This is a genomic window from Devosia sp. (assembly GCF_028290625.1).
Lineage (GTDB): Bacteria > Pseudomonadota > Alphaproteobacteria > Rhizobiales > Devosiaceae > Devosia.
Window position 1 is genome coordinate 142,219 of record NZ_JAQGJM010000019.1, and the last position, 25,247, is coordinate 167,465.

The 25,247-nt window shown below is 62.9% G+C and carries 30 protein-coding genes and 2 tRNA genes; 17 read left to right on the forward strand and 15 right to left on the reverse strand.

The window, feature by feature from the left end; translation table 11 throughout:
* Positions 1-188: 188 nt before the first annotated feature.
* On the reverse strand, positions 189-998 hold the full coding sequence (locus tag JWR51_RS10200) for a folate-binding protein (RefSeq protein ID WP_299747022.1): 810 nt from the start codon (positions 996-998) through the stop codon (positions 189-191).
* A 67-nt stretch (positions 999-1,065) separates the two neighbouring features.
* Between JWR51_RS10200 and JWR51_RS10205 the strand changes: the two genes are divergently transcribed.
* Entirely contained in the window at positions 1,066-2,403 is a 1,338-nt protein-coding gene (locus tag JWR51_RS10205) for a dihydroorotase (RefSeq protein ID WP_299747025.1), read from the forward strand.
* A gap of 132 nt (positions 2,404-2,535) precedes the next feature.
* On the opposite strand, the gene JWR51_RS10210 is transcribed toward JWR51_RS10205, so the two are convergent.
* The 4 genes from JWR51_RS10210 to JWR51_RS10225 form a co-directional block, all read right to left on the reverse strand.
* Positions 2,536-3,090 carry a hypothetical protein gene (locus JWR51_RS10210; RefSeq protein WP_299747028.1) on the reverse strand — a complete coding sequence of 185 codons (555 nt, stop codon included), beginning with the start codon at positions 3,088-3,090 and terminating at the stop codon, positions 2,536-2,538.
* A 59-nt stretch (positions 3,091-3,149) separates the two neighbouring features.
* The gene (locus JWR51_RS10215) at positions 3,150-3,428 is read right to left on the reverse strand and encodes a hypothetical protein (RefSeq protein WP_299747030.1); all 279 of its coding nucleotides are present in this window, start codon (positions 3,426-3,428) and stop codon (positions 3,150-3,152) included.
* A gap of 95 nt (positions 3,429-3,523) precedes the next feature.
* Positions 3,524-3,889 (reverse strand): TIGR02301 family protein, encoded by a 366-nt coding sequence (locus JWR51_RS10220; RefSeq protein ID WP_299747032.1) that lies wholly within the window; start codon positions 3,887-3,889, stop codon positions 3,524-3,526.
* Between the two features lie 34 nt (positions 3,890-3,923).
* Positions 3,924-4,322 (reverse strand): NUDIX domain-containing protein, encoded by a 399-nt coding sequence (locus JWR51_RS10225; protein ID WP_299747034.1) that lies wholly within the window; start codon positions 4,320-4,322, stop codon positions 3,924-3,926.
* 67 nt (positions 4,323-4,389) lie between these two features.
* On the opposite strand from JWR51_RS10225, the gene JWR51_RS10230 reads away from it, so the two are divergent.
* Positions 4,390-5,124 (forward strand): SOS response-associated peptidase, encoded by a 735-nt coding sequence (locus tag JWR51_RS10230; RefSeq protein ID WP_299747035.1) that lies wholly within the window; start codon positions 4,390-4,392, stop codon positions 5,122-5,124.
* 65 nt (positions 5,125-5,189) lie between these two features.
* Positions 5,190-6,086 (forward strand): DMT family transporter, encoded by an 897-nt coding sequence (locus JWR51_RS10235; RefSeq protein ID WP_299747037.1) that lies wholly within the window; start codon positions 5,190-5,192, stop codon positions 6,084-6,086.
* On the opposite strand, the gene JWR51_RS10240 is transcribed toward JWR51_RS10235, so the two are convergent.
* Both JWR51_RS10240 and JWR51_RS10245 read right to left on the reverse strand, forming a co-directional pair.
* Positions 6,083-6,643: a hemerythrin domain-containing protein gene (locus JWR51_RS10240; protein WP_299747039.1), complete on the reverse strand. Its 561-nt coding sequence runs from the start codon at positions 6,641-6,643 to the stop codon at positions 6,083-6,085. The genes JWR51_RS10235 and JWR51_RS10240 overlap by 4 nt on opposite strands.
* Positions 6,644-6,728: 85 nt before the next feature.
* On the reverse strand, positions 6,729-8,141 hold the full coding sequence (locus JWR51_RS10245; RefSeq protein ID WP_299747041.1) for an FAD-binding oxidoreductase: 1,413 nt from the start codon (positions 8,139-8,141) through the stop codon (positions 6,729-6,731).
* Between the two features lie 198 nt (positions 8,142-8,339).
* Between JWR51_RS10245 and JWR51_RS10250 the strand changes: the two genes are divergently transcribed.
* The 4 genes from JWR51_RS10250 to aroC are packed head-to-tail and all read left to right on the forward strand — an operon-like array spanning position 8,340 to position 10,724.
* Positions 8,340-8,954, forward strand: coding sequence for a histidine phosphatase family protein (locus JWR51_RS10250; protein WP_299747043.1), 615 nt, complete (start codon positions 8,340-8,342; stop codon positions 8,952-8,954).
* 56 nt (positions 8,955-9,010) lie between these two features.
* Positions 9,011-9,274 carry a type II toxin-antitoxin system Phd/YefM family antitoxin gene (locus tag JWR51_RS10255; RefSeq protein ID WP_299747045.1) on the forward strand — a complete coding sequence of 88 codons (264 nt, stop codon included), beginning with the start codon at positions 9,011-9,013 and terminating at the stop codon, positions 9,272-9,274.
* A complete protein-coding gene (locus JWR51_RS10260; protein WP_299747047.1) occupies positions 9,264-9,560 on the forward strand; it encodes a type II toxin-antitoxin system RelE/ParE family toxin in 297 nt (98 codons plus the stop codon). The genes JWR51_RS10255 and JWR51_RS10260 overlap by 11 nt, the downstream gene beginning before the upstream one ends.
* A gap of 48 nt (positions 9,561-9,608) precedes the next feature.
* Positions 9,609-10,724 (forward strand): chorismate synthase, encoded by a 1,116-nt coding sequence (gene aroC / locus JWR51_RS10265; protein ID WP_299747049.1) that lies wholly within the window; start codon positions 9,609-9,611, stop codon positions 10,722-10,724.
* On the opposite strand, the gene JWR51_RS10270 is transcribed toward aroC, so the two are convergent.
* From JWR51_RS10270 to JWR51_RS10285, 4 genes are all read right to left on the reverse strand, one after another.
* A complete protein-coding gene (locus JWR51_RS10270) occupies positions 10,721-11,458 on the reverse strand; it encodes a TlyA family RNA methyltransferase (protein ID WP_299747051.1) in 738 nt (245 codons plus the stop codon). The genes aroC and JWR51_RS10270 overlap by 4 nt on opposite strands.
* Positions 11,455-12,057, reverse strand: coding sequence for an SCO family protein (locus tag JWR51_RS10275; RefSeq protein WP_299747053.1), 603 nt, complete (start codon positions 12,055-12,057; stop codon positions 11,455-11,457). Before JWR51_RS10275 ends, JWR51_RS10270 begins: the two co-directional genes overlap by 4 nt.
* A 167-nt stretch (positions 12,058-12,224) precedes the next feature.
* Positions 12,225-12,470, reverse strand: a complete 246-nt coding sequence (locus JWR51_RS10280; protein ID WP_299729731.1) for an exodeoxyribonuclease VII small subunit — start codon at positions 12,468-12,470, stop codon at positions 12,225-12,227.
* 9 nt (positions 12,471-12,479) lie between these two features.
* A complete protein-coding gene (locus tag JWR51_RS10285) occupies positions 12,480-13,427 on the reverse strand; it encodes a histone deacetylase family protein (RefSeq protein WP_299747055.1) in 948 nt (315 codons plus the stop codon).
* A 66-nt stretch (positions 13,428-13,493) separates the two neighbouring features.
* Here JWR51_RS10285 and JWR51_RS10290 point away from each other — a divergent pair, with 66 nt between their 5' ends.
* Positions 13,494-14,420 carry an L-threonylcarbamoyladenylate synthase gene (locus JWR51_RS10290; RefSeq protein ID WP_299747057.1) on the forward strand — a complete coding sequence of 309 codons (927 nt, stop codon included), beginning with the start codon at positions 13,494-13,496 and terminating at the stop codon, positions 14,418-14,420.
* 137 nt (positions 14,421-14,557) lie between these two features.
* Here JWR51_RS10290 and JWR51_RS10295 read toward each other — a convergent pair whose 3' ends face one another.
* Positions 14,558-15,496 carry a DnaJ C-terminal domain-containing protein gene (locus JWR51_RS10295; RefSeq protein ID WP_299747059.1) on the reverse strand — a complete coding sequence of 313 codons (939 nt, stop codon included), beginning with the start codon at positions 15,494-15,496 and terminating at the stop codon, positions 14,558-14,560.
* Positions 15,497-15,592: 96 nt separating this feature from the next.
* Between JWR51_RS10295 and pdxH the strand changes: the two genes are divergently transcribed.
* The 4 genes from pdxH (at position 15,593) to JWR51_RS10315 (ending at position 19,648) form a co-directional block, all read left to right on the forward strand.
* On the forward strand, positions 15,593-16,222 hold the full coding sequence (pdxH, locus tag JWR51_RS10300) for a pyridoxamine 5'-phosphate oxidase (protein ID WP_299747093.1): 630 nt from the start codon (positions 15,593-15,595) through the stop codon (positions 16,220-16,222).
* A 75-nt stretch (positions 16,223-16,297) separates the two neighbouring features.
* Positions 16,298-17,512 (forward strand): DUF898 family protein, encoded by a 1,215-nt coding sequence (locus tag JWR51_RS10305; RefSeq protein WP_299747060.1) that lies wholly within the window; start codon positions 16,298-16,300, stop codon positions 17,510-17,512.
* Positions 17,512-18,666, forward strand: coding sequence for a M48 family metallopeptidase (locus JWR51_RS10310; protein ID WP_299747062.1), 1,155 nt, complete (start codon positions 17,512-17,514; stop codon positions 18,664-18,666). The genes JWR51_RS10305 and JWR51_RS10310 overlap by 1 nt, the downstream gene beginning before the upstream one ends.
* An 85-nt stretch (positions 18,667-18,751) precedes the next feature.
* On the forward strand, positions 18,752-19,648 hold the full coding sequence (locus tag JWR51_RS10315) for a DUF1499 domain-containing protein (RefSeq protein ID WP_299747064.1): 897 nt from the start codon (positions 18,752-18,754) through the stop codon (positions 19,646-19,648).
* Between the two features lie 7 nt (positions 19,649-19,655).
* Here JWR51_RS10315 and JWR51_RS10320 read toward each other — a convergent pair whose 3' ends face one another.
* Complete coding sequence (locus JWR51_RS10320) at positions 19,656-20,573, reverse strand: MBL fold metallo-hydrolase (protein WP_299747066.1); 918 nt, start codon at positions 20,571-20,573, stop codon at positions 19,656-19,658.
* A 95-nt stretch (positions 20,574-20,668) separates the two neighbouring features.
* Here JWR51_RS10320 and JWR51_RS10325 point away from each other — a divergent pair, with 95 nt between their 5' ends.
* The 3 genes from JWR51_RS10325 (at position 20,669) to JWR51_RS10335 (ending at position 22,191) form a co-directional block, all read left to right on the forward strand.
* Entirely contained in the window at positions 20,669-21,307 is a 639-nt protein-coding gene (locus JWR51_RS10325) for a biotin transporter BioY (protein ID WP_299747068.1), read from the forward strand.
* Between the two features lie 117 nt (positions 21,308-21,424).
* Positions 21,425-21,679, forward strand: a complete 255-nt coding sequence (locus JWR51_RS10330) for a GlsB/YeaQ/YmgE family stress response membrane protein (RefSeq protein ID WP_299747070.1) — start codon at positions 21,425-21,427, stop codon at positions 21,677-21,679.
* Between the two features lie 20 nt (positions 21,680-21,699).
* Positions 21,700-22,191 (forward strand): YidB family protein, encoded by a 492-nt coding sequence (locus JWR51_RS10335; protein ID WP_299747072.1) that lies wholly within the window; start codon positions 21,700-21,702, stop codon positions 22,189-22,191.
* A gap of 83 nt (positions 22,192-22,274) precedes the next feature.
* On the opposite strand, the gene JWR51_RS10340 is transcribed toward JWR51_RS10335, so the two are convergent.
* Positions 22,275-22,351, reverse strand: a tRNA-Pro gene (locus JWR51_RS10340).
* Positions 22,352-22,495: 144 nt separating this feature from the next.
* On the opposite strand from JWR51_RS10340, the gene JWR51_RS10345 reads away from it, so the two are divergent.
* Positions 22,496-22,570 (forward strand) — tRNA-Gln (locus tag JWR51_RS10345).
* A gap of 566 nt (positions 22,571-23,136) precedes the next feature.
* Entirely contained in the window at positions 23,137-23,715 is a 579-nt protein-coding gene (locus tag JWR51_RS10350) for an SH3 domain-containing protein (RefSeq protein WP_299747074.1), read from the forward strand.
* A 396-nt stretch (positions 23,716-24,111) separates the two neighbouring features.
* Here JWR51_RS10350 and JWR51_RS10355 read toward each other — a convergent pair whose 3' ends face one another.
* Positions 24,112-25,149, reverse strand: coding sequence for an IS110 family transposase (locus JWR51_RS10355; RefSeq protein WP_299747075.1), 1,038 nt, complete (start codon positions 25,147-25,149; stop codon positions 24,112-24,114).
* Positions 25,150-25,247 lie beyond the last annotated feature (98 nt).

The following is a 25,247-nucleotide window of genomic DNA, read 5'->3' on the forward strand; positions in this document are numbered from 1 at the left end:
GCGACTTAAGGGGAGGAGGCCATGAGAGCTATGCTCTAATGGCCGAGCCGGGCACTCAACCACGCCCACCGCTCCTTCCCGCGGGCTTGACCCGCGGGCCTTTGGCCACACCACTGATTACGTGTTGCGGGCCGCGACCCGCGGGTCAAGCCCGCGGGCAGATCGAGTGTGTGGAACGGGTCTGGCCGTTAAGCCTCCTCGACGCTGACCTCGCCGAACGCGTAGGTGGCCCAGCCCGGCAGTTCCAGCGCCACCGCCTTCCCGTCCACCACCGCTTCGATCCCCGGCCCAAACCGATCCAGCCGCAAAATCCCCACTGCGGCGCCATCCACCACCCGGCCAATGGTCCCGCTATCGCGCCCATTCGCCAGCACCGGCGCAGCCGTCTCCACCCCACGCACGATCACCGGCCGTCGCCGCGCCGTGCCGCGATGCTTCATCCGGCTCACCACTTCCTGGCCCACATAGCAGCCCTTGTCGAAGTCGATGCCATCGAGAATATCCATGCCGATATCGTGGGCAAAGACGCTGTCCGGCGCGAAATCCTGTCCCAGTTCGGCGATGCCCGCCGCGATGCGCGCGCGCGCATAGTCGCTGTCGTCTGCTACCCAGCCCTTGGCCTCGTCGGCGCTATCGATCACCCGATAGCCGACGCGTCCTTGATGCACGATCTGACCCGACTCCGCCTCGCTGGCCCAACCCGCGCGATGGCTCGCGCGTAGATCATCGATCACCACGTTGGCGCGCAACCGATACATCTTCATGCGTTTGAAGAAATCATCCGCCACTGAGGCATGCACATCGAGCCACAACGCCTCTTGCGCCCAGCCCGCGAGCCCCTCGGCCAGCACTTTCCCCTGCGGCGACAGCAGCGCCCACCAGGCCGCCATGTTCCCAGCGCTGGGGATTGGCCCGGTCACCACATCATTGAGCAATTTATGCGCATCCGGCCCAGAAAACCGGAACACGGCACGATCGGCACGCAAATGGATGGTCATGTTCACTTGCCCCTGAGGCGCAGCTTCCGCTAAATCGGCCACAACGATTGGCGAGCGGACCCAAGACATGGCGCACTACGAGCAGATTTTCAAGAACGGTACGCTGGTCAACCACGATGGCACGGGCCTCGCTGATATCGGCATCCGCCATGGCCGCATCGCTGCCCTTGGCAATCTGTCAGGCGATACTGCCGATCACATTACCGATTGCCATGGATTGCACATTCTCCCCGGCGTCATCGATACCCAGGTGCATTTCCGCGAACCCGGCCTGACCCACAAGGAAGACCTGGAATCCGGCTCGCTCTCGGCCGTGATGGGCGGCGTCACCGGCGTGTTTGAAATGCCCAATACCAATCCGCTGACCACGACGCGCGAGACCTTCGACGCCAAGATCGCCGCCGGCACCAACCGCATGCACTGCGATTTTGCCTTCTATATCGGCGGCACCCACGAAAATGTCGGCGAACTTCCTGTGCTGGAACGGCTCCCGGGTTGCGCCGGCATCAAGGTGTTCATGGGTTCATCCACCGGCTCGCTGCTGGTGCCCGATGATGACGGCGTCGAAGCTATTCTCCGCGCCATTTCTCGCCGCGCCGCCTTCCATTCCGAAGACGAATACATGCTGGAGGAGCGCAAGCATCTGCGCGTTCCCGGTGATCCGTCCAGCCATCCGGTCTGGCGTTCGCCCGAAGTGGCGCTGAATTCGACCAAGCGCCTGGTCGCGCTAGCCCACAAGACCGGCAAGCGCATCCATGTGCTGCATATCTCGACCGGGGAGGAAATGGTCTTCCTTGCCGACCACAAGGATGTCGCCAGCGTCGAGGTGACGCCGCACCACCTGACCCTGGACGAAACCGCCTACACCAAGCTGGGCACCTATGCCCAGATGAACCCGCCGGTTCGCGACGCCGCCCACCGCGCTGGCATCTGGGCCGGGGTGGACAATGGCGTCGCCGATATCCTCGGCTCCGATCATGCTCCGCACACGCGCGAAGAAAAGGATCATGCCTATCCGGCATCCCATTCCGGTATGACCGGCGTGCAGACGCTGGTGCCGATCATGCTCGACCACGTCAATGCCGGCCGCATGAGCCTGGCCCGGTTTGTCGATATGACCAGCGCCGGGCCGAACCGCCTGTTCGGCATCGCCAACAAGGGCCGCATCGCCGTGGGCTATGATGCCGACCTGACCATTGTCGATCTCAAGCGCACCGAGACCATCCGCAACGCCGACGTCAAATCCCGCGCCGGCTGGACCCCCTATGACGGTGTCTCCGTCACCGGCTGGCCCGTCGGCACTATTGTCCGCGGCAACACGGTGATGTGGCAGGGGGAATTGGTCAGCCCGTCGCTGGGGCAGCCGATGCGGTTTCTGGAGGCGTTGCGCGCCAGCGCTGACTGATCACAAAACCCAACCACCCACCTGGTCATCCCCGCGCAGGCGGGGACCTCCGTTTTTTTGCAGAGCAGTCCAACAGAGGTTCCCGCCTGCGCGGGAATGACTCCGTGGGGTAAGTGTCTGGCTGTCCCCTTCTCAGTCCCCCGCCACAAACGCGCTCCAGTCGCCGTTCGGCTGAATGAACACGCGCCAGTAATACCATCCGCCCATATCCGCCAGATCCACGACATGGTCCGACGGCATCAGCCGATAGGCGTCCACCATCTGGCCCGGCGTCAACGTGGTAACATCTGCTACCGCCAGATAGGGCCACACATAGCTCGGCTCGGCGCTGGTCGCGCCGATCATCGCATAGGGCGCTTCCAGCATGTCGCGCAGGATCGCCAGCGTCTCCAGCCCCGTGCCGTCCACCGATTCGGTCTTCAAATAGGCGATCGCATCGTCCGGGCCGCCAAAACTCACCTGTGGCGGCGTCTTCTGCGCCGTGATGATGGCGCGCAGCCCTTCGATGTCGCCCGACTTTGTCACGGCGATCAGCGCGGCGCGCTTGTCCTGAACCGCCTGCGGCAGCTTGGATAGGTCGTCGCTGATCACCAGGTCCGCATACGGATCGTAGGGCGCCGCATCCTCCGCCAGCGCCACTTGCCCCGCCGCAAAAACCAACAATCCCGCCAAAGCCACTCCACGCATCCGCAATCCTCCAAGGCCCCTTGGCCCGGATCATCACCAGATACGCTCGCGCTTCAAGTCTATTGCAGGACGCGGTCCAGATTGTATTCGCCGGTGCGGATGCGCGCGGGCAGCATTTTCACCAGTTCGGCGGTGGCGTCGTCGCCATGCAGCTTGACGAAGGTCGCCAGCGCCGCAAACAGCGAGGCATGGGCCAGGGCGACACTGTCCACCCCATCATCCTCGGCGCTATTCCAGGCCTCGGCCAGGTATTCGAGCGCCAACTGCCGCTCGCCATGGTCGTGGTCCACCGTGCCGATGTCGTCGGCTGCTGGAAATGGGGTCTTGCTGATTGACATACCGGCTGGGTTAGCATGGGTCTGGCGGACGCGCAGGCGAGAAGTAACCCGAAGGTTAACACTGGCCTAGGAATTAGACTTAACGGGGAAACAGGCTATTCGGCGAAGCGCGTATGGATATCGCGCGCCACCTGTTCGGCCTCCGTCAAAAGCCGCGTCAGCGCTTCCTTGGCGGCGGGCGTGCAGGCATGGTGAAACCGCGCGAACGCCGTGTAGCCGCCATTGAACGCCCCGGCCAGGCGTTGCCGCCGGTCCTCGTCGGGCTCATCGAGGTTGATCAGGTCTTCCATCTGCGCGCGCCAATCGGTGGTCCCCGCCTGGCAGAGCGGCTGCAGGAAATAGAGGCTCCCCATAATCTCGGCCAACCGCTCCATCTGCGGCTGATAGAGCGGATCGATGGCCCAGGCCGAGGGGCTTACCAACAGCATTGCCGCCGTCACGAAAGTTCTGAAAAGCTTCAATTGTGCATCCGCATGCTGGCTCGCTTCGTCTCTATCAGCTTCGCTCGAACAGCGCGAATGCCTTGGCAAGCACAAGATCGAGATGCGACGTGGTGCGCAGGGTGCCGATTTCGTCCGCGCCGACCCATTGGGTGCCAGCGATCTCGTCGGATGGCACAATCTCGCCCTCGAAGCCCTGCGTGGCGAACACCGCTAGCCGAAACGCCTTGTCCTTGCCCAGCCACTGCTCCATCACCGGATGCAGCCCAAACACGGTTAGCCCCAGCTCTTCCTTGATCTCGCGGGCGGCGCATTGCTCGATGGTTTCACCCGGCTCGATCCGCCCGCCCGGCAGCGTCCACAAATGCTGGTAGGGCGCGTAGGCGCGCTTGATCAGCAGCACCTTTTGCTTGTGGATAAGGGCGACGCTGGCCGCATTGGCTGGACTGCTCATCATCGCTCCATTTGCGATTCTGCTGGCTCGGCACTACCTGTAACCCAGGCGTAAGGAGACCCCAAGCATGTGCGGACGCTACGCATCCACCCTGCCGCCCGAAATGATGCAGGAACTGTTCAAGACGCTGAACAGCATCGAGCTGATCCCGCGCTTCAATATCGCGCCGACGCAGCCGGTCGCCGCCATCTGGGAAGAATCAAAGCGCCGCGAGGCTCATTTCGCCCGTTGGGGGCTGGTGCCTCGCTGGGTCAAGGACCCGCGCGAATTCCCGCTGCTGATCAATGCGCGGGTCGAAACCATGGCCGAAAAGCCGGCCTTCCGCGACGCCCTCAAGCATAGCCGCTGCATCATCCCCGCCAGCGGCTATTACGAATGGCGGACTAATCCCGACAAGTCCAAGCAGCCGTTCTATATCACCCACGAGGACGGCCAGCCGATGGCCCTCGCGGGCCTCTACGCCACCTGGTCCGGCCCCGAAGGCGAGGAAGTCGACACCGTCGCCACCATCACCGTGCCCGCCAATGGCCAGCTCTCCGCCATCCACGACCGCATGCCGGCAATCCTCGAAGGCGACGCCATCGAGCAGTGGCTCGACGTGAGAGGCACCGATGCCAAGACCGCCTATCAACTGGCACTGCCGCTCGCCGATGGCGCGCTGAAATTCCACCCGGTCTCCACCCGCGTCAATTCCGCCCGCATGGACGATCCCGGCCTGATCGAGCCGGTCGCTGACGTTCGCCCCGAACCCGTCCCCAAGAAGAGAGCCGCCGGTGGCGGTTCGCAGATGGATTTGTTCTAGCCGCCCGCCACATTGTCGCGCCGCCGTGCTAGACACGCCACCACACCATTCGACTGCGAGTCCCCGTGTCCGCCCCCATCCGCCTTGCCGATACCGCCTCCCTCAAGGGCATGGCTCTGGGATTCCTCGCCTATTCGCTGTTTGCCGTGCATGACGCCGTGGTGAAGGGCATCATCATGGAACTGCCCGTGGTGCAGATACTGTTCCTGCGCAGCCTTGTTATCGTGGTCATCACCCTATCCATCGGACGCGCCGGCGTGCTGACCGGCCTGCGCCTGTCGCCCAACAAGCACATGATGCTCTATCGCGCGGCGCTGACGCTGGCCGCCTGGTGCATGTATTATTCCACCGGCCGATACCTGCAACTGGCCGAGATGACGACGCTCTACTATTTCGCGCCGGTGTTCACCATCGTGCTGGCGGTCATCTTCCTCGGCGAACGCCTGACCCTGGCGCGCGTCAGCGCCGCCGCCATCGGCTTTTTCGGTGTCATCGTCGCCTGCAATCCGGTCGGCATGAGCCTGGGCTGGCCGTCGCTGCTGGTGCTCGCCGCGGCGTTCTGCTGGTCGGTGGCGATGATCCTGATGCGCACCATTTCCAAAAGCGAAGGCACGCTGGTGCAGACCCTGGCGATCAACCTTTGCTACGTGGTCGTCATGGGCATAGCCTCGATCTTCTTCTGGCAACCCATGGATGCCCGCAGCATCGCCTTCGTTATTGTCGCCGGTCTCATCGGCGGCGTGGCGCAATATGCGCTGGTGGATGCCGCGCGGCTGGTGCCAGCGGGTGTGCTGGGAACGGTCGAATACTCGGCGCTGGTCTGGGCTTTTGTGTTTGGCTACCTATTCTGGAGGGAAGTGCCGTCCACCTCGGTCTATCTCGGCGCCGCGTTGATCGCGACCGCGGGCTTATTGGTCGCCTGGAACGAGCGCCGTCGCGCGCCCGTCCTCGAAATGCCCTAGCCGCCGATGCCGAAATAGCCCAGCGCGTCGCCGATCTCTTCTTCCTCGTAACCGAGATGCGACAGCAGCACCCGGCCGAGTGCCTCGTACACTTCCTTTGCGTCCTCGAACCGCGACGTGCTGGGCTCGCGCGCCAGCGCATTGAGCGCATCCACCTGCCGCACCAGCAGTTCGTGCACCACCACATGCTCGGCCTGCAGCCGCTCCGCCACCTTGCGGAACGCCTCGCCTTGCTTGCTCAACTCGGGAAAAACCGCGTAATCTTCGATCGAATGGTGCGTATTGACGATCTGGCAGTGCCGCCCGCACAAATTGCCGAACCGCCGGTAATTGCCGATGATCTCCAGGTCCGCCGTCTGCGCCGCGACCTCCTCGACCGAAACCGCTCCCGCCGACGCCCGCTCGATCAACTCGCCAATGGCCTGCATGTTCTCGCGCAGATGGTCGTGGATCATCTTGAGATGTTCCCCCGGCGCCCGCTGCGCCGCCGTCAGCCCTCCAAGCCTGGGCGCCTTGGGGCGCGTGGCATCGTCTAGAAATTCAATATCGAGCAGCATTGGGTCTCCGAAACGGGAAAATGGATTGTTTCCCCGAAATGGGACCAGCGCCGGATCCGATCAAGTAGGTACATTTTAGTGACGATCACCCCAGCATCTTGCCCGGGTTCAAAATCCCCTTCGGATCGAGCGCGGTCTTGATGGCGTGCATCATTTCAAGCGCCACCGGGTCCTTGATCCGCTTGAGCAGGTCGACCTTGAGTTGGCCGATGCCGTGTTCAGCCGAGAACGAACCGCCCAGCTTGAGCACGATCTCGTAGATCGCCTCATGCACGGCGTCGTCCTGGGCCATCACCCATTTCGGATCGGCGCCAATCGGCTGGCTGAAATTGAAGTGGATATTGCCGTCGCCCATATGCCCGAACGGCACTGGGCGAATGCCCGGCATCACCCGCTCCGCCGCCGCCGATCCCTCGGCGATTAGTTGCGGAATGGCCGCGATCGGCACCGACACGTCATGCTTGATCGAGGCGCCTTCGCGCGATTGCACCTCGCTCATCTGCTCGCGAAAAGCCCACATATTGGTGCGGTCGGCGGCAGACTGGGCCATTGCCGCTGTTTCCAGCAGACCCTGTTCCAACCCTGCTTCAAGCGCTGCCTCTAGCGCGCCGGGCTCGGTGCCCTTCATCCGCGACAGTTCAACCAGCGCATACCATGGCGATGGCCCCGCCGTGGGGTCACGCGTCAACATGCCGTGCCGTAACTGGAATTCCAGCCCGATCTGCGGGATCAGCTCAAATGCATTCAGCCGCGAGCCGGCCCGCGCCCGCAGCAGTTGAAACAGCTCCAACGCCATGTCCGGGGAGGCCACGCTGACCAGCGCCGTCTCGTGGTCTTCCGGCTGCGGGAAAATCTTCAGCGTCGCCGCCGTGATGATCCCCAGCGTTCCCTCGGCCCCGACGAGCAAGTCCTTGAGGTCGTAGCCCGTATTGTCCTTCTTGAGCGAAGTGAGCCCCTGATAGAGCCGCCCATCCGCCAGCACCGCCTCGACGCCCATGCACAATTCCCGCGCATTGCCGAACGCCAGCACATTCACCCCGCCCGCATTGGACGACAGCACGCCGCCAATCCGTGCCGAGCCCTGCGAGGCCAGCCAGAGCGGAAACATCGCCCCCTCCGCCTCCGCCGCCTTATGCGCGTTTTCGAGAATGACCCCGGCTTCCGCCGTCATCGTCCCCGCCGCGATATCGATCGCGCGCACCTTGTCCAGCCGTTGCAGGCTGACAATCACCTCGTCGCCGCGCAATGGCACTTGCGCGCCCACGAGCCCGGTATTGCCGCCCTGCGGAATGAGCCCAATGCCCTGCGCATTGGCCCAGCGCACCACCGCCTGCACCTGCGCCACGTCCGCCGGCCGCACGATTGCCGCGGCCGGTGTGTGGAAGCGCTTGCGTGGCTCGTTCAGATAGGGCGCCATGTCGCCGGCATCGGCGATGACCGCCGTCGGGCCTAGCAGGCTGCTCAGTTGGGCGGCAATTTCGGCGGTGCTCAGGGCCATGAAATACCTAAATTCTTGCATTGGTTTCGCGAGGCAGTGAACTTGCCGGTCAGGACACCCTGTGCCACAACCGGTATGGTGGCTCCAACGTCGTTAGCATGAAATTGCTCGACAATGTCGAACCCCGGGCGGGCGAATAGTCGCTCGTTTGTAACTATGCTGCGGCAGGCGGGTGCGCGCCTGCAAGAGAGATCGAACATGACCGCCTTGATCTGGCCAGAGATCTATTTCGTTCGCCATGGGGAAACCCCCTGGAACGCCGAGCGCCGCTATCAGGGGCGCAAGGATATTCCACTCAACGAAAAAGGGCAGGGCCAGGCCGATCAGAACGGGGTGGCGCTCGCCGCCCTGTTCGCCGCGCGTGGCCTCGATCCGATGGCCTTCGAATGGCACGCCTCGCCCCTCAACCGTACCCGCGACACCATGGACCGCGTCCGCGCGGGTTTCACCACGCCGCTGCCGCCGGTCAAGTATGACGTGCGCCTGATGGAAATCTCCTTCGGCGTGCTTGAAGGCATGCTGTTCGAGGAACTGCCCGCCAACATGGCACATGCCCCGGGCCGACGCACCGAATCCTATTGGGAATACCGCCCCGAAAACGGTGAAAACTACCGCGACGTCGAGGCCCGCCTCGAACAATTCGCCCACACCATGACGGGCCCCTCCATCGTCGTCGCACACGGCGGCATCGCCCGCACCCTGCGCGTGCTGATCGAGCGCGCCCCCATCCTCGAAGTCATCAACTGGGCGCCTCCGCAGGACGCCATCATGCACTTCACTCCGGGCAAGATGGAGTTGCTGCGCGCCGAATAGGTCTTGATTTGGTGCCAAATTCAGGTCATTTTATGGGTCTGAATTGAGGTGCCAAAATGAATGAGCATTTTCAGCGTGTGGAAGCTGATCTGGTGGTGAGCGTCTCGGAGCTCAAAAAGAACCCTTCGGCCGTCTTCACCAAGGCGTCTGAGAACGCGATGGGTATTGCTGTCCTAAACCACAACAAAGTGGTCGGCTATGTTCTGCCCCCGGACGTTTATGAGGCCCTTCTGGAAGAACTCGACGATTTCAGGCTGGTCGAGATCGTCAAGGAACGAATGAACGAACCAACCGTCTCCGTCGACATTAATGACCTATAATCTGGACTTCACTCGAAGCGCTAGGCGGGAATGGGACCGTATCGACGCTGCCTTGCGCGAGCAGTTCAAAAATAAGTTGGATGAGCGGCTGCGCAATCCAAGGGTGGTTGCGGATGCGATGCGCAGGATGCCAAGCTGCTACAAGATAAAACTTCGGAAATCCGGCTTTCGACTGGTCTATCTCGTACAGGACGAGCGCATAACGGTTCTGGTGCTGTCCGTCGGCAAACGAGATGCCGACAAAACCTATCTCAAAGCGGCACGCGAGCTCGACGACCTCGATTGACCTTCCCGCCGACGGCTCCTAAAAAGCCCGCACGCAAAGGGCCACACCATGTCTTTCAATACCTTCGGACAGCTTTTCCGCTTCACCACCTGGGGTGAAAGCCATGGTCCTGCGCTCGGCGTGGTGGTCGATGGCTGCCCGCCCGGCATCGCGCTGACGCCAGAAATGATCCAGCGCGATCTCGATCGCCGCAAGCCCGGCCAGTCCAAGTTCACCACCCAGCGCCGCGAGGACGACGCCGTGCGCATCCTGTCCGGCGTGTTCGAGGACGAGCGCACCGACGGGTCGCGCACCACCGGCACGCCCATTTCGCTGATGATCGACAATACCGATCAGCGCTCCAAGGATTATGCTGAAATCCGCGATAAATACCGTCCGGGCCACGCTGACTATACCTATGACCAGAAATACGGCATTCGCGATTATCGCGGTGGTGGGCGCACCTCGGCCCGCGAAACGGCCGCACGCGTCGCCGCCGGTGCCATCGCCCGCGCTGTGCTTGCCGGCATCACCATCCGAGCCAGTCTGGTGCAGATCGGCCCGCACAAGATCGATTACGCCAATTTCGATTGGGACCAAGTCGATCAGAATCCGTTCTTCTGCGCCGACGCGACAGCCGCCGCCATGTGGGCCGACTATCTCGATGGAATCCGCAAATCGGGCAATTCGGTTGGTGCCGTCATCGAAGTCGTGGCCGAAAACGTCCCGGCCGGCTGGGGCGCGCCGATCTATGGCAAGCTGAGTGCCGACCTGGCCTCCGCCATGATGAGCATCAATGCCGTCAAGGCCGTCGAAATCGGCGCGGGCTTCGAGGCCGCTAGCCTGACCGGCATCGATAATGCCGACCAAATGCGCGCCGGTCCCGACCGGCCATATTTCCTGTCCAACCATGCCGGCGGCATTTTGGGCGGCATTTCCAATGGCGATCCCATCGTTTGCCGGTTTGCGGTGAAGCCGACATCATCGATCCTGTCGGAACGCCAGACCGTGACGACCGCCAACGAGAACACCGACATCATCACCAAGGGCCGCCACGACCCTTGCGTGGGCATTCGCGCGGTGCCGGTGGGTGAGGCGATGATGGCGTGTGTTCTGGCCGATCACTATCTGCGCCATCGCGGGCAGACCGGTCGCGAGGGCGCGGTGGGGTTTGAGCGGAACTAGTCCCGCGCGAACACCATCACGGTTTCCTGATTGCCGTCGCCGCCGGTGATCGGGGAGGCCACCGACATGCGGTGGGTAAAGCCTTGCGCAGCCATGAAGGCCACGACCTCGCCCAGTGCCTCGGCGATTGCCTCGGCGCTGGTCACGATGCCGCCCTTGCCGACATTCTTGCGGCCGACCTCGAATTGCGGCTTGAACAGGATTACCGCCGAGGCGCCTGGCGCACACAGGCCCAATGGTGCCGCCAGCACTTTGGTCACCGATACGAAGCTGACATCTGACACCAGGACTTCGATGGGGTCGGGGACCTGCTCTGCGCTCAAATCTCGCGCATTGAAGCCTTCGATGTTGACCACCCGGTCACTGCCGCGCAGCCGCTGGTGCAACTGGTCATGACCCACATCCACGGCGTAAATCCTGGCTGCTCCGCGCTCCATCAGCACCTGGGTAAACCCGCCCGTGGATGCCCCGACATCGAGGCAAACCTTGCCGGTCACGTCGATCGCGGCCGCTTCGAGCCCCGCGACCAGTTTCAGCGCCGCACGCGACACATAGTTGGAGGCCGGATCGCTCAGCGCCAGCTTATCGTCCTTGCCGACCATCTGGTTCTGCTTGACGGCGGTCACGTCGTTGATCGTTACCGTGCCGCGCAGGATCGCGTCGCGCGCCCTGGCGCGGCTGGGTACGAGGCCGCGTTGTTCCAGCGCCAGGTCGAGGCGGATGCGTTCGCTCATCCCCCGATCAATCGCTGGATTTTGCCCTCGGCGGTGTCGCTGGCCTCGTCATAGGCGATGGTGCCCTGGAACGTGCCGTCGGCCTTCATCAGATAGACCAGCGCGGTGTGGTCGACGAGATAATACGGGTCACCTGCCTCCCCCTTCTTTTCGGAAAACACGCCGAATGCCTTCTTGACCGCGTCGGTCTGTGCCTGATCACCCACCAGCCCGATGATCGAGGGGTCGAACCCTTCGACATAGCCCTTGACCTTGTCCAGAGTGTCGCGATCTGGGTCGACGGTGACGAAAATGATACGCAAATCATCAGCACTAGCGCCCAATTTCGCTCGCCATGCTGTCGTCTCCGCCAGCGTTGTCGGGCACACATCGGGGCAGAAGGTGTAGCCGAAGAATACCAGGCTCGGCTTGCCCTTAAGGTCAGCCTGCGTGAACTCGCCGCCCTTGGTGGAGGCCAGCTCGAACGCCTGCCCGGTCACGCCGAGCGGGCGGGCGGGGGGCTTGAACAGATAGAGGCCCGTGGCGCCGATGGCGACCAGGACCACGAGGCTCCACAAGACGATGCGGAAGTTGCGCAGGGTTTTTGGGTTTTGGGTCATGCTTTACTTTCTATGGGACGGCCAGCGCCCCCTCATCCGCCCTTCGGGCACCTTCTCCCACGAGGGGAGAAGGGGATGGAGCTGAGAGTTCTCAGTCGTCACCCCTCGCCCCTTGTGGGAGAGGGACCGGGTTTCTGCGTTCAGCAGAAACCCAGGGTGAGGGGGCCTTAAGCGTCCAGCGGCTCCGTTCCGGTCGCCTTGCCGTCGCGGCTCAGAGTGATCTTTTCGATTCGCGCTTCCGCCGTGCGCAGCAGGCCCTCGCAATGGGCCTTAAGTGCCTCACCGCGCTCATAAATTGCGATCGATTCCGCCAGCGGCGCGCGGCCGCTTTCCAGCTTGCCGACGATTTCCTCAAGCTGGGCCAGCGCCGCCTCGAAGCTCAGCGCCTTGATGTCCTCGTTGGCCTCAGCCATGGTAAAATCCTATTCTTCCAGTCGCCCGATGGCGCCGTCCATCAGCATGGCGACGTGGTGCGAAACGCCCCCGGCCAGCCCTTTGAGGTCATAGCCACCTTCGAGCAGTGACACAATCCGGTTGCCGCAATGGCGCTCGGCGACGTCCATCAGCTTGCCGGTGAGCCAGCCGTAATCCTGCGCATTCCAGTTGAGCTGGGCCAGGGGATCGCGCTCATGAGCGTCAAAGCCAGCCGAAATCAGGATCAGGTCGGGCGAAAAATTGATGAGTGCCGGGAAAATCCGCCCGATATAGGCCTCACGCATGGCCTGACCATCGGTATCGGGATCGAGCGGAGCATTGGTGATATTGCCCACGCCGGTTTCGCTCATCTTGCCGCTGCCCGGGTAGAGGGGCATCTGGTGGCTCGAGGCGTAGAACACGCTGGGATCGCCCTTGAAAATGTCCTGCGTGCCATTGCCGTGGTGCACGTCGAAATCGACGATTGCCACCCGCTCGGCGCCATATTTGCGCTGCGCCTCGCGCGCCACCACGGCGATAGTGTTGATCAGGCAAAATCCCATCGGGCTGTCGAATTCCGCGTGATGCCCCGGTGGTCGAATGGCGCAGAAGGCGTTGTCCGCCTCGCCCAGCAAGACGGCATCCAGCGCCGCCAGCGCGCCGCCCAGGGCCGTGCTGACCGTGTCGAGCGAAGTCGAGGAGATGAAGGTATCGCCATCGATCTGGCCGATTCCTTCGGCCGGTCGTGCATCGCGCAAGATGCTCATATATTTTGGCGAATGCACCAGCTCGGCCAGCGTCAGGTCGCCCGATGGGGCGGGTCGGCGCAGTAGCGCGTCGAAACGTGATTTGGCCAGCGCCTCGTCCACGGCACGAATGCGATCGGCGCGTTCGGGATGGCCTGCCGGCGTAACGTGGCCGTCGAAATTGGGTTGGTTGATGAGAAGTGTGGTCACTCTTCTACTCTTCTCGTGGGTTCACTCCGTCTTGACGTGCCGCCGCCCGGTTGTCAAACAGCCCTCATGAGCGCTTTCCTCGATATCGCCGCCGGTGCCGCACTTCTGCGTGAGGGAAAGCTGTGTGCCTTCCCCACCGAAACCGTCTATGGCCTGGGCGCCGACGCTACCGATGCCGATGCGGTGTTGTCGATTTATGAAACCAAGGGCCGCCCGCGGTTTAACCCGCTGATTGTCCACGTCGCTGATCTGGCAATGGCCAAGACCCTTGCCGAGTTCCCGCCGCTAGCCGAGCGGCTTGCCGAATTCTGGCCGGGCCCGCTGACTTTGGTGCTGCCCGCCAAGCCTGGGAATGGCCTGGCCGATGTTGCTACCGCTGGGCTGGATAGCGTCGCTATCCGGGTTCCAAACCATCCGCTGGCGCTGGAATTGATCCGTGCAGCGGGGCGTCCGCTGGCCGCGCCCTCCGCCAATCCATCTGGGCGTCTGTCGCCGACGACGGCGGAGCAGGTGGTGACCGGCTTTGAGGGTCGCGTCCCGGTGGTTGATGGCGGTCCCTGCAGGTCGGGCGTGGAATCCACGATTATCCGCGTTGATGGCGGCCGCTTGATCCAGTTGCGGGCAGGGGCGCTGGCCCGGTCTGACGTCGAAGCTACGATTGGGCAGGCTGTTGAGCTTGCGCCGAAGGACAGCGCTATCGCAGCGCCTGGAATGATGCTCAGCCATTACGCTCCGAGCGCAGGCGTGCGGCTGAACACGGTGCCGGAGGCTGGGGAGGCTTATCTGGCGTTTGGGGATGCGGCGGGTTTCACCGGCCCCACGCGCAACCTTTCACCGTCCGGCGACCTGCATGAGGCGGCGCGGAATTTGTTTTCGATGTTGCATGAGTTGGATGCGTCGGGGGCAGCGATGATCGCGGTCGCGCCGGTTCCAATGGAGGGATTGGGCGAAGCGATCAATGACCGGCTGGAGCGGGCTGCCGCGCCACGTTAGTGCCACGCCCTCGTGGTTCGAGGCTCGTGAAGAACTTGCACCTCACCATGAGGGCTACTGGAACAGCTCATGCCGAAAAGTAGCCCTCATGGTGAGGTGCGCCTCTCGGCGCCTCGAACCACGAGGGCGTGCCACAATCAGTCCCGCACCTTGTACGGCTTGCTTTCCCGCATGAACCGCATCAGGGCTTCGAGGTCCGGATCGCCGCCCGGCGGAAGCACCACCTTCAGGTTCACATAAAGGTCGCCGTCACCGTACAGCCCCTTGCCCTTGAGGCGCAGCGCCTTGCCGGTATCGACGCCCGGCGGCAGGTTTAGCTCGACCGAGCCGCCCAGCGTGGGCACGCGGATTTTGGTGCCCAGCACGGCTTCATAGAGCGCCAGCGCCACGTCGGTGCGCAAATCGGCGCCGTCGCGGCGGAACTGCTTGGACTTCTGGAATTTCACCGTCACCAGCGCATCGCCGGGCTCGCCGAATGGATTGGGCGCGCCCTGGCCTTTGAGCCGGATCTGCTGGCCTTCCTCGACCTTCTCGGGCAGCTTGACCGACAGCACCTTGCCGCTCGGCATCCGCACCGGGACCGAGGCGGCATTGTGGGCGTCTTCAAGCGACACCGCCGCCATGACCACGATATCCTCGCCCTTGCGGCCAGCGCCGCTTGGCTGCTGTGCTGCACCCGCAAACGGGTCCCATTGAGCGCCGCCGGGGCCCGGACGGGCACCGCCGCCGCGCTGTGTGCCGCCGAAGCCGCTCATGAATTCCTTGAGAATGTCCTCGGCCGAAAACCCGCTCTGCGCCGTGCGCCCGCCGCGTGCCGCGCCAGCGGCGCCCGGATTGAAGCCGGCGAATTTCGGATTGCCGTCCGCATCGATTTCGCCGCGATCGAACTGGCCGCGCTTTTCGACATTGTTCAGCAGGTCATAGGCATGCGTCGCCTCGGCAAATTTTTCATGTGCCGCCGGGTCTTCCGGATTCTGATCGGGGTGAAATTTCTTGGCCAGCTTGCGATAGGCGGATTTGATGTCCTTCTCGCTTGCCGAGCGGGTCACCCCCAGCACGGTATATGGATCGCGCATCGTGTCCTGTCGATTGAGTCTTGGCGTTGCTTCGCCATGGTTTCCCGTCCTATATGGCGAGCGTCCCCCGCCTTGTCCAGTTTTACGGCTGTCATCATGCTGCAGACCCTGACCGAACGCCTGTTTGATGATGGCGACCGCACCGATCTCGATCCTTTTGCGCTGTTCGAGGAATGGTTCGCGCTGGCGCAGGAAGCCGAGCCCAACGACCCGCACGCTTTGGCGCTCGCCACCGTCGATGCCGATGGAATGCCCGATGTGCGCATGGTCCTGCTCAACCAGCGCGATACCCGCGGCTTCGGCTTTTTCACCAATTTCGAGAGCGCCAAGGGCGAGCAACTCCATGCCCATCCCAGCGCCGCCATGCTGATGCATTGGAAGTCGCTGCGCCGTCAGGTGCGGGTGCGCGGCCCGGTCGAGGTGGTCACGCCAGCCGAGGCCGACGCCTATTTTGCCTCGCGCCACCGCGGCAGCCAGATCGCTTCGTCCGCTTCCGAACAGTCGCGTCCGCTCGATAGCCGCCAGGCGCTGATGGATCGCGTTTCGGCTCTTGAGGCGCAGGTCGGCGACGGCCCGGTCACCCGCCCGGCGCACTGGTCCGGCTTCCGCATCGTCCCTGTCAGCATCGAGTTCTGGAAGGACGGCCAGTATCGGCTGCACGACCGCGTCCGCTTTACCCGGCAAAGCCCCGATGCGCCCTGGGCAAATACTCGCCTCTATCCCTGATCAAGACATCTCCATCTGTCTTCCAAAACCCCCGGCGCTCGCATAGACAGTATGCGGGGCATCTGGGGACGCGTAATGGTCTTGGATAATGAGGGGGAACGGCCGGTACAGGTCGTTTTTACCGGCACGCGCCGTGAAATGGCAGGCATTCTATTGCGCGGCTATGCGCTGATGCTGCCCACCATTGGGCTTTACCGGTTCTGGGTCACCAGTTGGAAGCGCCGATTCTACTGGTCCAATACCGAAATCGATGGCGATCCGCTCGACTATACCGGCCACGCACTGCAATTGCTGATCGGCTTCATGCTGGCGCTGATCGTCTTCGTGCCGATCTATGCGCTGTTCTTTTATCTCTCGACCCAGAGCGGGGAAGTCGCAGTCACCGGCTATGGCATTGTGGCCGTGGTGCTGTGGTTCCTCACCGGTTATGCGGGCTATCGCGCGCGCGATTTCCGCCTGTCGCGCACCCTGTGGCGCGGCATCCGCTTCGATCAGGCCGGCAATGCCTTCGGCTATGCCTTCCGCCGCTTCGGCTGGACCATCCTGATGCTCCTCACGCTGGGCATCGTCTATCCGTGGATGAGTTCCAATCTCTGGCGCTATCGTTGGAACAACACTTGGTATGGCGACCGCCAGTTCAGCTTCACCGGCCGGGCTCGGGCGCTGCTTGGGCCGTATTACCTGGCCTATGGCGTCGTCGTGGTGGTAGGCAGCGTCGGCGTTTTGACTAGCGCCGGCATGGGCGCTTTCACCCCCGGCGGCCCGAGCGATCCGCTCAGCGTCATCCCCGGCCTCGTGGCTGCGCTGATCTGTGGCGCGTTCATCCTGATCTACCAATCGCGCGAAATGACCCGCTTCTGGTCGCAGGTGCATCTCGGAACCGCCAACCTGGCCGTGACCGTGCGCGCCCGCAGCCTGATCGGCCAATATCTTCTGTTCGGCCTGGCGCTATTGGGCATCTACATCGTCCTCGCCATCGGCGGCATCGTGGTGCTGTTCGTGCTCGCCAGCGACGCCTTTGCGGGCGGCGAGTTCGACACGGCCCTGTTCATGAGCCACCTGCAGGGCAGCGCCGGCGTGCTGATCGCTGTGGTGATCGGCTACCTGCTGATCCTGGCGGCCTTCAGCTTCATGCATGAGCTGTTCATCGGCCTCGGCTTCTGGAAGCTGGTGGCCCGCAACGCCAGCATCAGCGATGTCGCGTCGCTGCGCAGCGTGCGCGCCCGAGGCGAAGACAAGACACTGGCCGGCGAGGGCCTAGCCGATGCTCTCAACGTGGGAGCCTATTGATGAGCGTGCCCGCCCGCTACCAGGATGGCCTCGTCGCGCTGGTTATCGACGTCGCCCTTGATTATGAAAGCGTCGGCAGCGCCGGCAACCTGCTGCTGCGCGATCCGCAGAGCAATGCCATCCTGACGCGCTGGGCGGCCGCCGATATCCATCCCGCCTATGGCCGTAGGAACGAGCTGCGGCTCAGTTCGATTACCCAGAATTCCGGCGCCCGTATCATCGTCACCGGGCCGGCCGAAATCGGCCAGGTCCGCGCCATGCTGCCGGACCTGAGCGCCAAGCATCGTCTGGAGTTCGGCAAGCAACTGCGCATCGGCGCCATCGCCACCGTGGCGCTGGCCACTGTCATCCTCGCCTATCTCTATGGCGTGCCGCTGTTGGCTGCGCGGGTGGTCAATTACGTGCCGGCCGATTGGGAGCGCACCATGGGCGACACCGTCGCCACCCAGATGGAGGCGAGCCTCAAGGAAACCAACAATTTCGCTATCTGCGATCCCGATCCGAACAGCGTCGCCAATGCGGCGATTGCCCGTTTCGGCGCCGCGGCGCTGGGCACCGGCTCGCCGTTTACGCTCGATATCAAGGTGGTCCGCACCGACGTGGCCAACGCCTTCGCGCTGCCGGGCGGTAAGGTCTATTTCTTCTCGGCGCTACTCGACCGGGCGGAGTCCCCCGATGAGTTCGCCGGGGTGCTGGCCCATGAAATCGGCCACGTGGTGCATCGCCATGCCATGGAGGGGCTGATTTCTAGCGCCGGCACCGGCGCCCTGGTGGGCTTCATCCTCGGCGACATGACCGGCATTTCCATCGCCGCAGGTCTGGGCTCGACCATGATCGACACCCATTTTTCGCGCGAGGCCGAAAGCCAGGCCGATGCCTATGCTGCCGACGTCGCCAGCCGCATGGATTTCCAGCCCGCCGGCCTTGCGGACCTGCTCAACCGCGTCGCCGAAGACGACGATTTCAGCAAGGCCCTGGCCCTGTTCAGCACCCACCCGCTCACCGAGGATCGCCGCTTACATCTGCAGGCCCTGACCCACGAAACCCCAGCCGGGCTGGAGCCGCCCTTTACCGCCGCCGAATGGACCGCGATCAAGACCATGTGCGGCGGGCCGCTGAAGAGCCCGCCGCACAAAACCAAGCTAGGCACCTGATGGCACGCCCGCTTTCGGCAAATTGATTCAAACTCGCGCAATGGTTTGCCGCTAGTCTGGCTGAGCTTGGGAGACATCGCGACTTTTGCGCATACTGATCCGAACATCGAAATGGGCAAGTCTGGCGCGCCGCCTCGGCAGCCTGGCTATTCCCCTGACCGTGATCCCGGTGCTGCTGCACCGCGAACGCCTGATCCCCAGCGATATCTTTCTGATCGCGGCGCTTTTGGCCGCGCTAGTGGCGGCGCTGGCGGTCTGCGTGGCGCTGATTGCTTTCGTCCGGCTTTGGTTTGCCGGCGACAAGGGCTGGGGCCTCACCTTTGCGGGCCTGTTCCTGGGGCTGCTGTGCCTGGCGCCGGTCGCCTATGTCGCCATGCTGGCCGTGCGTTATCCGCCCGTCACCGATATCGCCACCACCGATCGCGGCCGCATGCCGCTGGTGCTGGAACCCGACACCACGCTGATGCCGCCGCCCAAACTGCTGTCGCTGGCGCAGATCGACGCCATTTTCCCCAATGTGCGGACCCGCACGTATCCGCTCGATGCCCAGCAGGCCTATGACATCGTGCTGCGCATGGTCACCGACCGCGGCTGGGACATTCGCCGGCAACAGGCGCCCACCACGCCCACCGGCACCGGCCAGATCAATGCCCGCATCGTCACCCTGTTCGGCTGGCGCGAGGAGGCGGTCCTGCTGATCACCGGCACCGCAGAAGGCGTCAACGTCGACATGCGGTCCGCCTCCATCAACGCCGTCCACGATTTCGGCTCCAACGGCCAGCGCGTCGAAGACTTTCTGGTCGCCCTCGATACCGAAATCACCACCCTGCTGCGCGACAACCCCAATGCGGACCAGCCGGTCGAGGCCGATCCGGATGACGGTGCTACTGACGATGGCGCGCCCGTCAACCAGGCGCCGACCCCCAGCCAGCGTCCACCAGCCGCCGAAGACGCTCCCGATGAGATTGTCGATCGAGGCTGAGCTGGCGCTAATCCGCCTTGAGCCGCGCCCCGAACGGACCGCGCCGGACGGTGAGTTTGCCGAGGCCCTCCAGATATTCCACGTGCGCGGTCACGGTCATCCGCGCCGCAATCCGCAGTGCCAGGCCGATATTCGGATAGACCGCCGACACTACCTTGCCGAGGCTATCCGCCCCCGCCTTTACGGCCGCCAAAACCTGCTCGTTGCGCGCCTCGCGATGCGCCTTGAGCGTCCTAGCATAGCCCACCCCATCGGCGATCGGGCCGCCATGCGCCGGTACGTAGTGGGAAAATTCCAGCGGGATCACCTTGTCCAGCGACGCCAGATAATCGGCCATCGATCCGTCCGGCACCGAGACCAATGTCGAATTCCAACCCATGATGTGATCGCCGGTCAGCAATGTCGGCGTTCCCACCAGCCCGAATGCCAGGTGGTTGGCGCAATGCCCCGGCGTCGTGTGCACGCCGATGCGCACCCTGCCTACCTCTAGCACCTCGCCATCGGCCAGCTTTCTGTCCGGCACCAGGTCCCAGTCGCAAGAATTCTGGATCGGGTTGCGCTCGAAACGCCGCAAGGGCCGGGAGGGCCGATGCCGCCCCTCGAACCACAGCGGTACGCCCCATACGTCGGCCAACCGCCGCGCCGAAGCGCTGTGGTCGCGATGGGTATGGCTGAGGATGATGGCCTCGATCGACCGTCCCGCCACCGCGCGCTCCAGCGCCGCTTGATGAGTGGCACTGTCCGGACCGGGATCGATCACCGCGACGCTGTCATGGCCGATAATAAAGCTGTTGGTCCCGGTGAACGTATAGGCGCTGGCATTGGGCGCCGTAACCCGCACCAGTCCTGGCACGACGGGCACGGCCTCCCCGGTCTGCGGATCGAAGTCGGTATTGAAGATCAGGGCCGGGGCAGGGGATGCCATTGCGCGAAATATTCCAACGGATTATGAAGTTCGGGTTCTGAATCGAGATGCTCCCGGGAGGGGTGCCGGTTCACCAGATGCACGGAAGGTATAAAATGGCTGTGACTTTGACCACGCCCAATACGTTGCTCGGCACATTTCAGCCGAAATCGGACGCCGCCAAGCTCGCCATGGGCCTTGTCACCGTGGTTCTCGGCACCGCGCTGCTGACCGTCGCCGCCAAGATCAACGTGCCAGTCTGGCCGGTTCACATCACCCTGCAGAGCATGGTCGTTGCCGCTCTGGCTGCCGCCTTCGGCGCGCGCATCGGTGTCGCCACCGTCATGCTCTATCTGGTCGAAGGCCTGTCCGGCCTGCCGGTTTTCTCCACCGGCGGCGGGTTCGGCTACATCATGAGCCCGTCCTTCGGCTTCATCATCGGCTGGTTGCCGATGGCCTATATCATCGGCATGGCTGCCGACCGGGGCGCCGCCAAGCGCCCGCTGACCATGTTCGCCACCATGCTGGTTGCCGACGCTGTCTCCTTCGCTTTCGGTTTCGCCTGGCTGATGGTGGTTGCCAACCTGATCACCCAGGGTGGCGGCGCGCTGCCTGCCTGGCTGTCTGGCGGCAATCTGCTCACCGTGGCCTTCGATGGCGCCATCAAGCCGTTCATCATCTGGGACGTGCTCAAAATGGCCTTCGCCGCGCTGACCGTCACCGGTGCCTGGAGCCTGTTCGGCGCCAAGCGCTGATCCCAACAAGATTATTGATCAAGGCCGGTCCTTCGGGGCCGGCCTTTTTGTTTGTGCATCAGGCGGAACCCGCAGTGCCAGCGCACGTTGCTCCTGCAGTTCATCAGGAGAAGCGTCATGGGTATCATCTGGACGATCATTATCGGATTTGTCGCCGGCATCATTGCCAAGTTCATCATGCCGGGCAGCAATGAGCCCTCTGGCTTCATCATGACCACGATCCTGGGCATCGTCGGTGCCTTCGTCGCTTCCTATCTCGGCCAGGCCCTGGGCTGGTATGCGCCCGGCGAAGGCGCGGGCCTGATTGGTGCCGTCGTCGGCGCGATAATCGTGCTGTTTGTCTGGGGCATGATCGCACGCCGCCGCGCCTGATCCGCACAGAGGAGACTGAAATGGCTAAGGGAATGCCTTCCATGGTTGCCTTGCTCGGCCTGCTGGCCGTCGCCGGCTACCAGAACCGCGACAAGCTCGGCGGTCTGCTCAATGGTCTGGGCAACCAGCCAGCGGATCCCGCCAACCCCAATCGTGCACCCGGTGGGCTCGGCGATATTCTTGGCGGCCTCGGCGGGGCGCTTGGCGGCGCCTCTGCTGGTGGCGTGCTCAGCGGTGGGCTTGGCGACCTCGTCGATCGCTTCCGCGAAACCGGCCGCGGCGACAAGGCCGATAGCTGGATCAATACCGGCGCGACCAATGCCACTGTGGATCCAACAGATCTTGAAGAAACCCTGGGCGAAGACACCATCACCGAGCTGACGCAAAAGACCGGCCTCTCGCGCTCCGACCTGCTCGAGCGCCTCTCCAGGACGCTGCCCGAAGCGGTCAATAACCTGACCCCCGAGGGCCGCCTGCCAACCGAAGCCGAAGCCCAGCGTTTCGCCGGCTAGCTTTCGTTCAAGCCCCTTTGATCGCCATGGCCGAATCACGGCCAAACAAAAACCCCGGCCTCTTGCGAGACCGGGGTTCTGATTGGTCGGAGTAGAGTGATTCGAACACTCGACCCCCTGCTCCCGAAGCAGGTGCGCTACCAGGCTGCGCTATACTCCGTCATGGGTCGTGAGCCCAAGGGGCTTGCGATGCGGCGGGTTATACCCGCGCTTCCCCTCCCGTTCAAGCGCTTCCACAGGTGAATTATCCTTGGCTCCGTCATTATTGCGAAGCACCCGCAAACCGTGTAGGAACCGCGCCAGTTGGGGCGTCGCCAAGCGGTAAGGCAGCGGCTTTTGATGCCGCCATTCCCAGGTTCGAATCCTGGCGCCCCAGCCAAATTCCATACAAATGTCCGCACCGCGAATAACTGCGACGCTTGAGCTTTAAGACTGCGACGCTGATTGCTAGTTGTTTGTCCGTCGAGCTCGTCTCCGGGTGACCCGGTGGGCTCCCTCTCAAAGGCCCGCAGGTTTCGAGAAAAGCAAAATTTTGCTGGTGGTCGGAAATCCAACCGGCAAGAGAGCTTGGCCCTAACGGCTCCAAATTCCGCACGCTCGGTGTTTCGATACAAGCATCACCTGACCGCCACTATCCTTTGAACGAAGGATTACGCAGTGGAAATCCTTGCTCAGGTGGCGGGGCTGATGGATTGTAGTATTTGACGATCAAAGATTGGTTCAAGGAGCTGAGATCATCGAGCAACGCATCGATTATCTCAACGAATTGAGCGAGTTCGTCAGCCAGTAGGAGGAGGCAGCAAGGTCACTCCACGACCGCCCACACTGCCCGCGCGTTGACGAGGCATTCAGTCCGGGTTCAGCCGCCGAAGATGTATTGGGGCCAAACGCCGTCACCTATTTGGATCTTACTTTATGCGTCAGTCTCGTCCCTTGGCTTACACATTGCTCGCCGGCTCAATGTTCCTTGCTGCTGCCCTTCCGGCAATGGCCGCGCCCAATGTCTGTGCGTTCCGCGCCTATTCTGATGCTAGGGATCCGGGCGGCACCAATGTGCGGAGCGGCCCAGGCACCAGCTTTGGCATCGTTGATGTCCTCATGCCGGAAAAGGACGATAGCGACTATGTATGGTCGCCTGAATTTGCCGTGACCAAGTTCGAGAATGGCTGGTTCCAGATTGGCGATGCCACTGCAGGTCAATATGGCGATGGTCCCGAAGTGCAGGTCTTTAAAGGTCCCGGCTGGGTTTCGGCCAAGCTGGTGAAGTTCGCCATTGAGGACTGGAACCTGCGCGATGGCCCTTCATGGGATGCGAAAGTGATCCTGGAGATGGCCTCTGATACGCCTTGGTACATTGATAGCCTTCGGGTCCAAACCGTTCATGCCTGCGATGGCGGGTTTCTCGATGTCACGCTCGTCAACGACGCTAGCGACACGCGGCGCGGCTGGGTCAATAATATCTGCGGCAACCAGGCCACCACATGTTCCATGGGCAGCGAACGCTTCGATGACGAGGCGGAGTAGCGCTCGCTATGTCGGTGACAGCCTGCCACGAATGTTCAGGCAGCGCTCACTCGTCGTTGCAACGGCAGCTTTCAGGAACAGATGCCGGGCGGTCCGAATGACCTCTGTGGATGGCTCCCGCATTGCAAGAGAAAATTCGGTGTTCTGGCGCATTGGTCGGGTGCAGTCTTCTGTCCGGCCTGTTGATGCAGCCACTATAGACTGCTGGCCCTGATGGGGTCGGCGAACAGGGTCCCAATCTGAAATTCAGGCTATTGCGCCTCGGTCATTCGACGGGTTGTCCCTGTTTCCGGCCTGACCGGTTTCGCCATCACATCGCTTCGCTCTCACAACCTCATGGAGCCGGTTGATCGGCTCGAACTGGATCTTGCTTCAAGATTCAATCTCTTCCTGGTTTTACGCTGCAAGGCTTGGGGCATGGCGAGCCTGGTAGACCTCGCCGCGAGCCATGACCGCCCAGACCACGCGGGCCATTTTGTTGGCCATGGCTACGCTCGCAACACGCGCCGGCTTTCGGGCAAGCAACGCCAGAAGGTAGGGATCCGCAGCCTCGGGTTTGTACTTGGCCCGGCGGACCAGAGAGGTCGCGCCGATCACCAAGAGCTTTCTCAGATACCGATCACCCATCTTGGTGATGCGGCCGAGCCGGTCTTTGCCACCACTCGAGTTTTGCGATGGCGTGAGCCCGAGCCAGGCGGCAAACTCCCGACCCGAACGAAACTGTCCCGGATCAGCGACCGATGCTGCCAGTGCTGTGGCGCCAACCGGGCCGATGCCAGGAATGGTCGATAGTCGCCGCGCCACCTCGTCAGTTCTTTGCAGAGCAATGATCGCGCGGTCGATCGCCTGCAAACGGACATGGGTATCGAGGACCTGAGCACAGAGGAGATCGAGTATCTGCTTCGCCACAGCGGGCACTTCTGGTTCGACTTCACTCACCGCGATCTGGCGCGCCAGGCCAAGCGCCCGCTCTAAACCTACTGGGATGTCGATGCCGAACTCGGCCAGCAGACCGCGGATCATGTTCACCAGTTGCGTGCGCTGCTTGACCAGGAGGTCGCGTACCCGGTGCACCGACAATGCCGCCTGCTGCCCGGTCGACTTCATCGCCACGAAACGCATGGTGGGGCGGGTCACGGCTTCGCAAATCGCTTCGGCGTCCACAGCATCGTTCTTGCTGCGCTTCACATAGGGCTTTACATAGGCCGGCGGCATAATGCGGACCTCGTGGCCCAACTTTGTCAGCTCGCGAGCCCAATGATGTGACGTCCCGCACGCCTCAATGCCGATCAGACAGGGTGGCACCCTGGTGAAGAACGGCAGAACCTGCGATCGCCGGAGTGTTTTGCGCACAACAACATCTCCAGACACATCAACAGCATGAACCTGAAAAACACTCTTGGCCAGATCGAGGCCCACGGTGGTAATCTGCATGGCGGATGGCTCCTTTGCTCGGGTTGCCTGATAGCAAACCCACTTTGGCACTCAGATGCCGGGAGCGGGAGCCATCCACCTCATCTGAAATGGGGGCG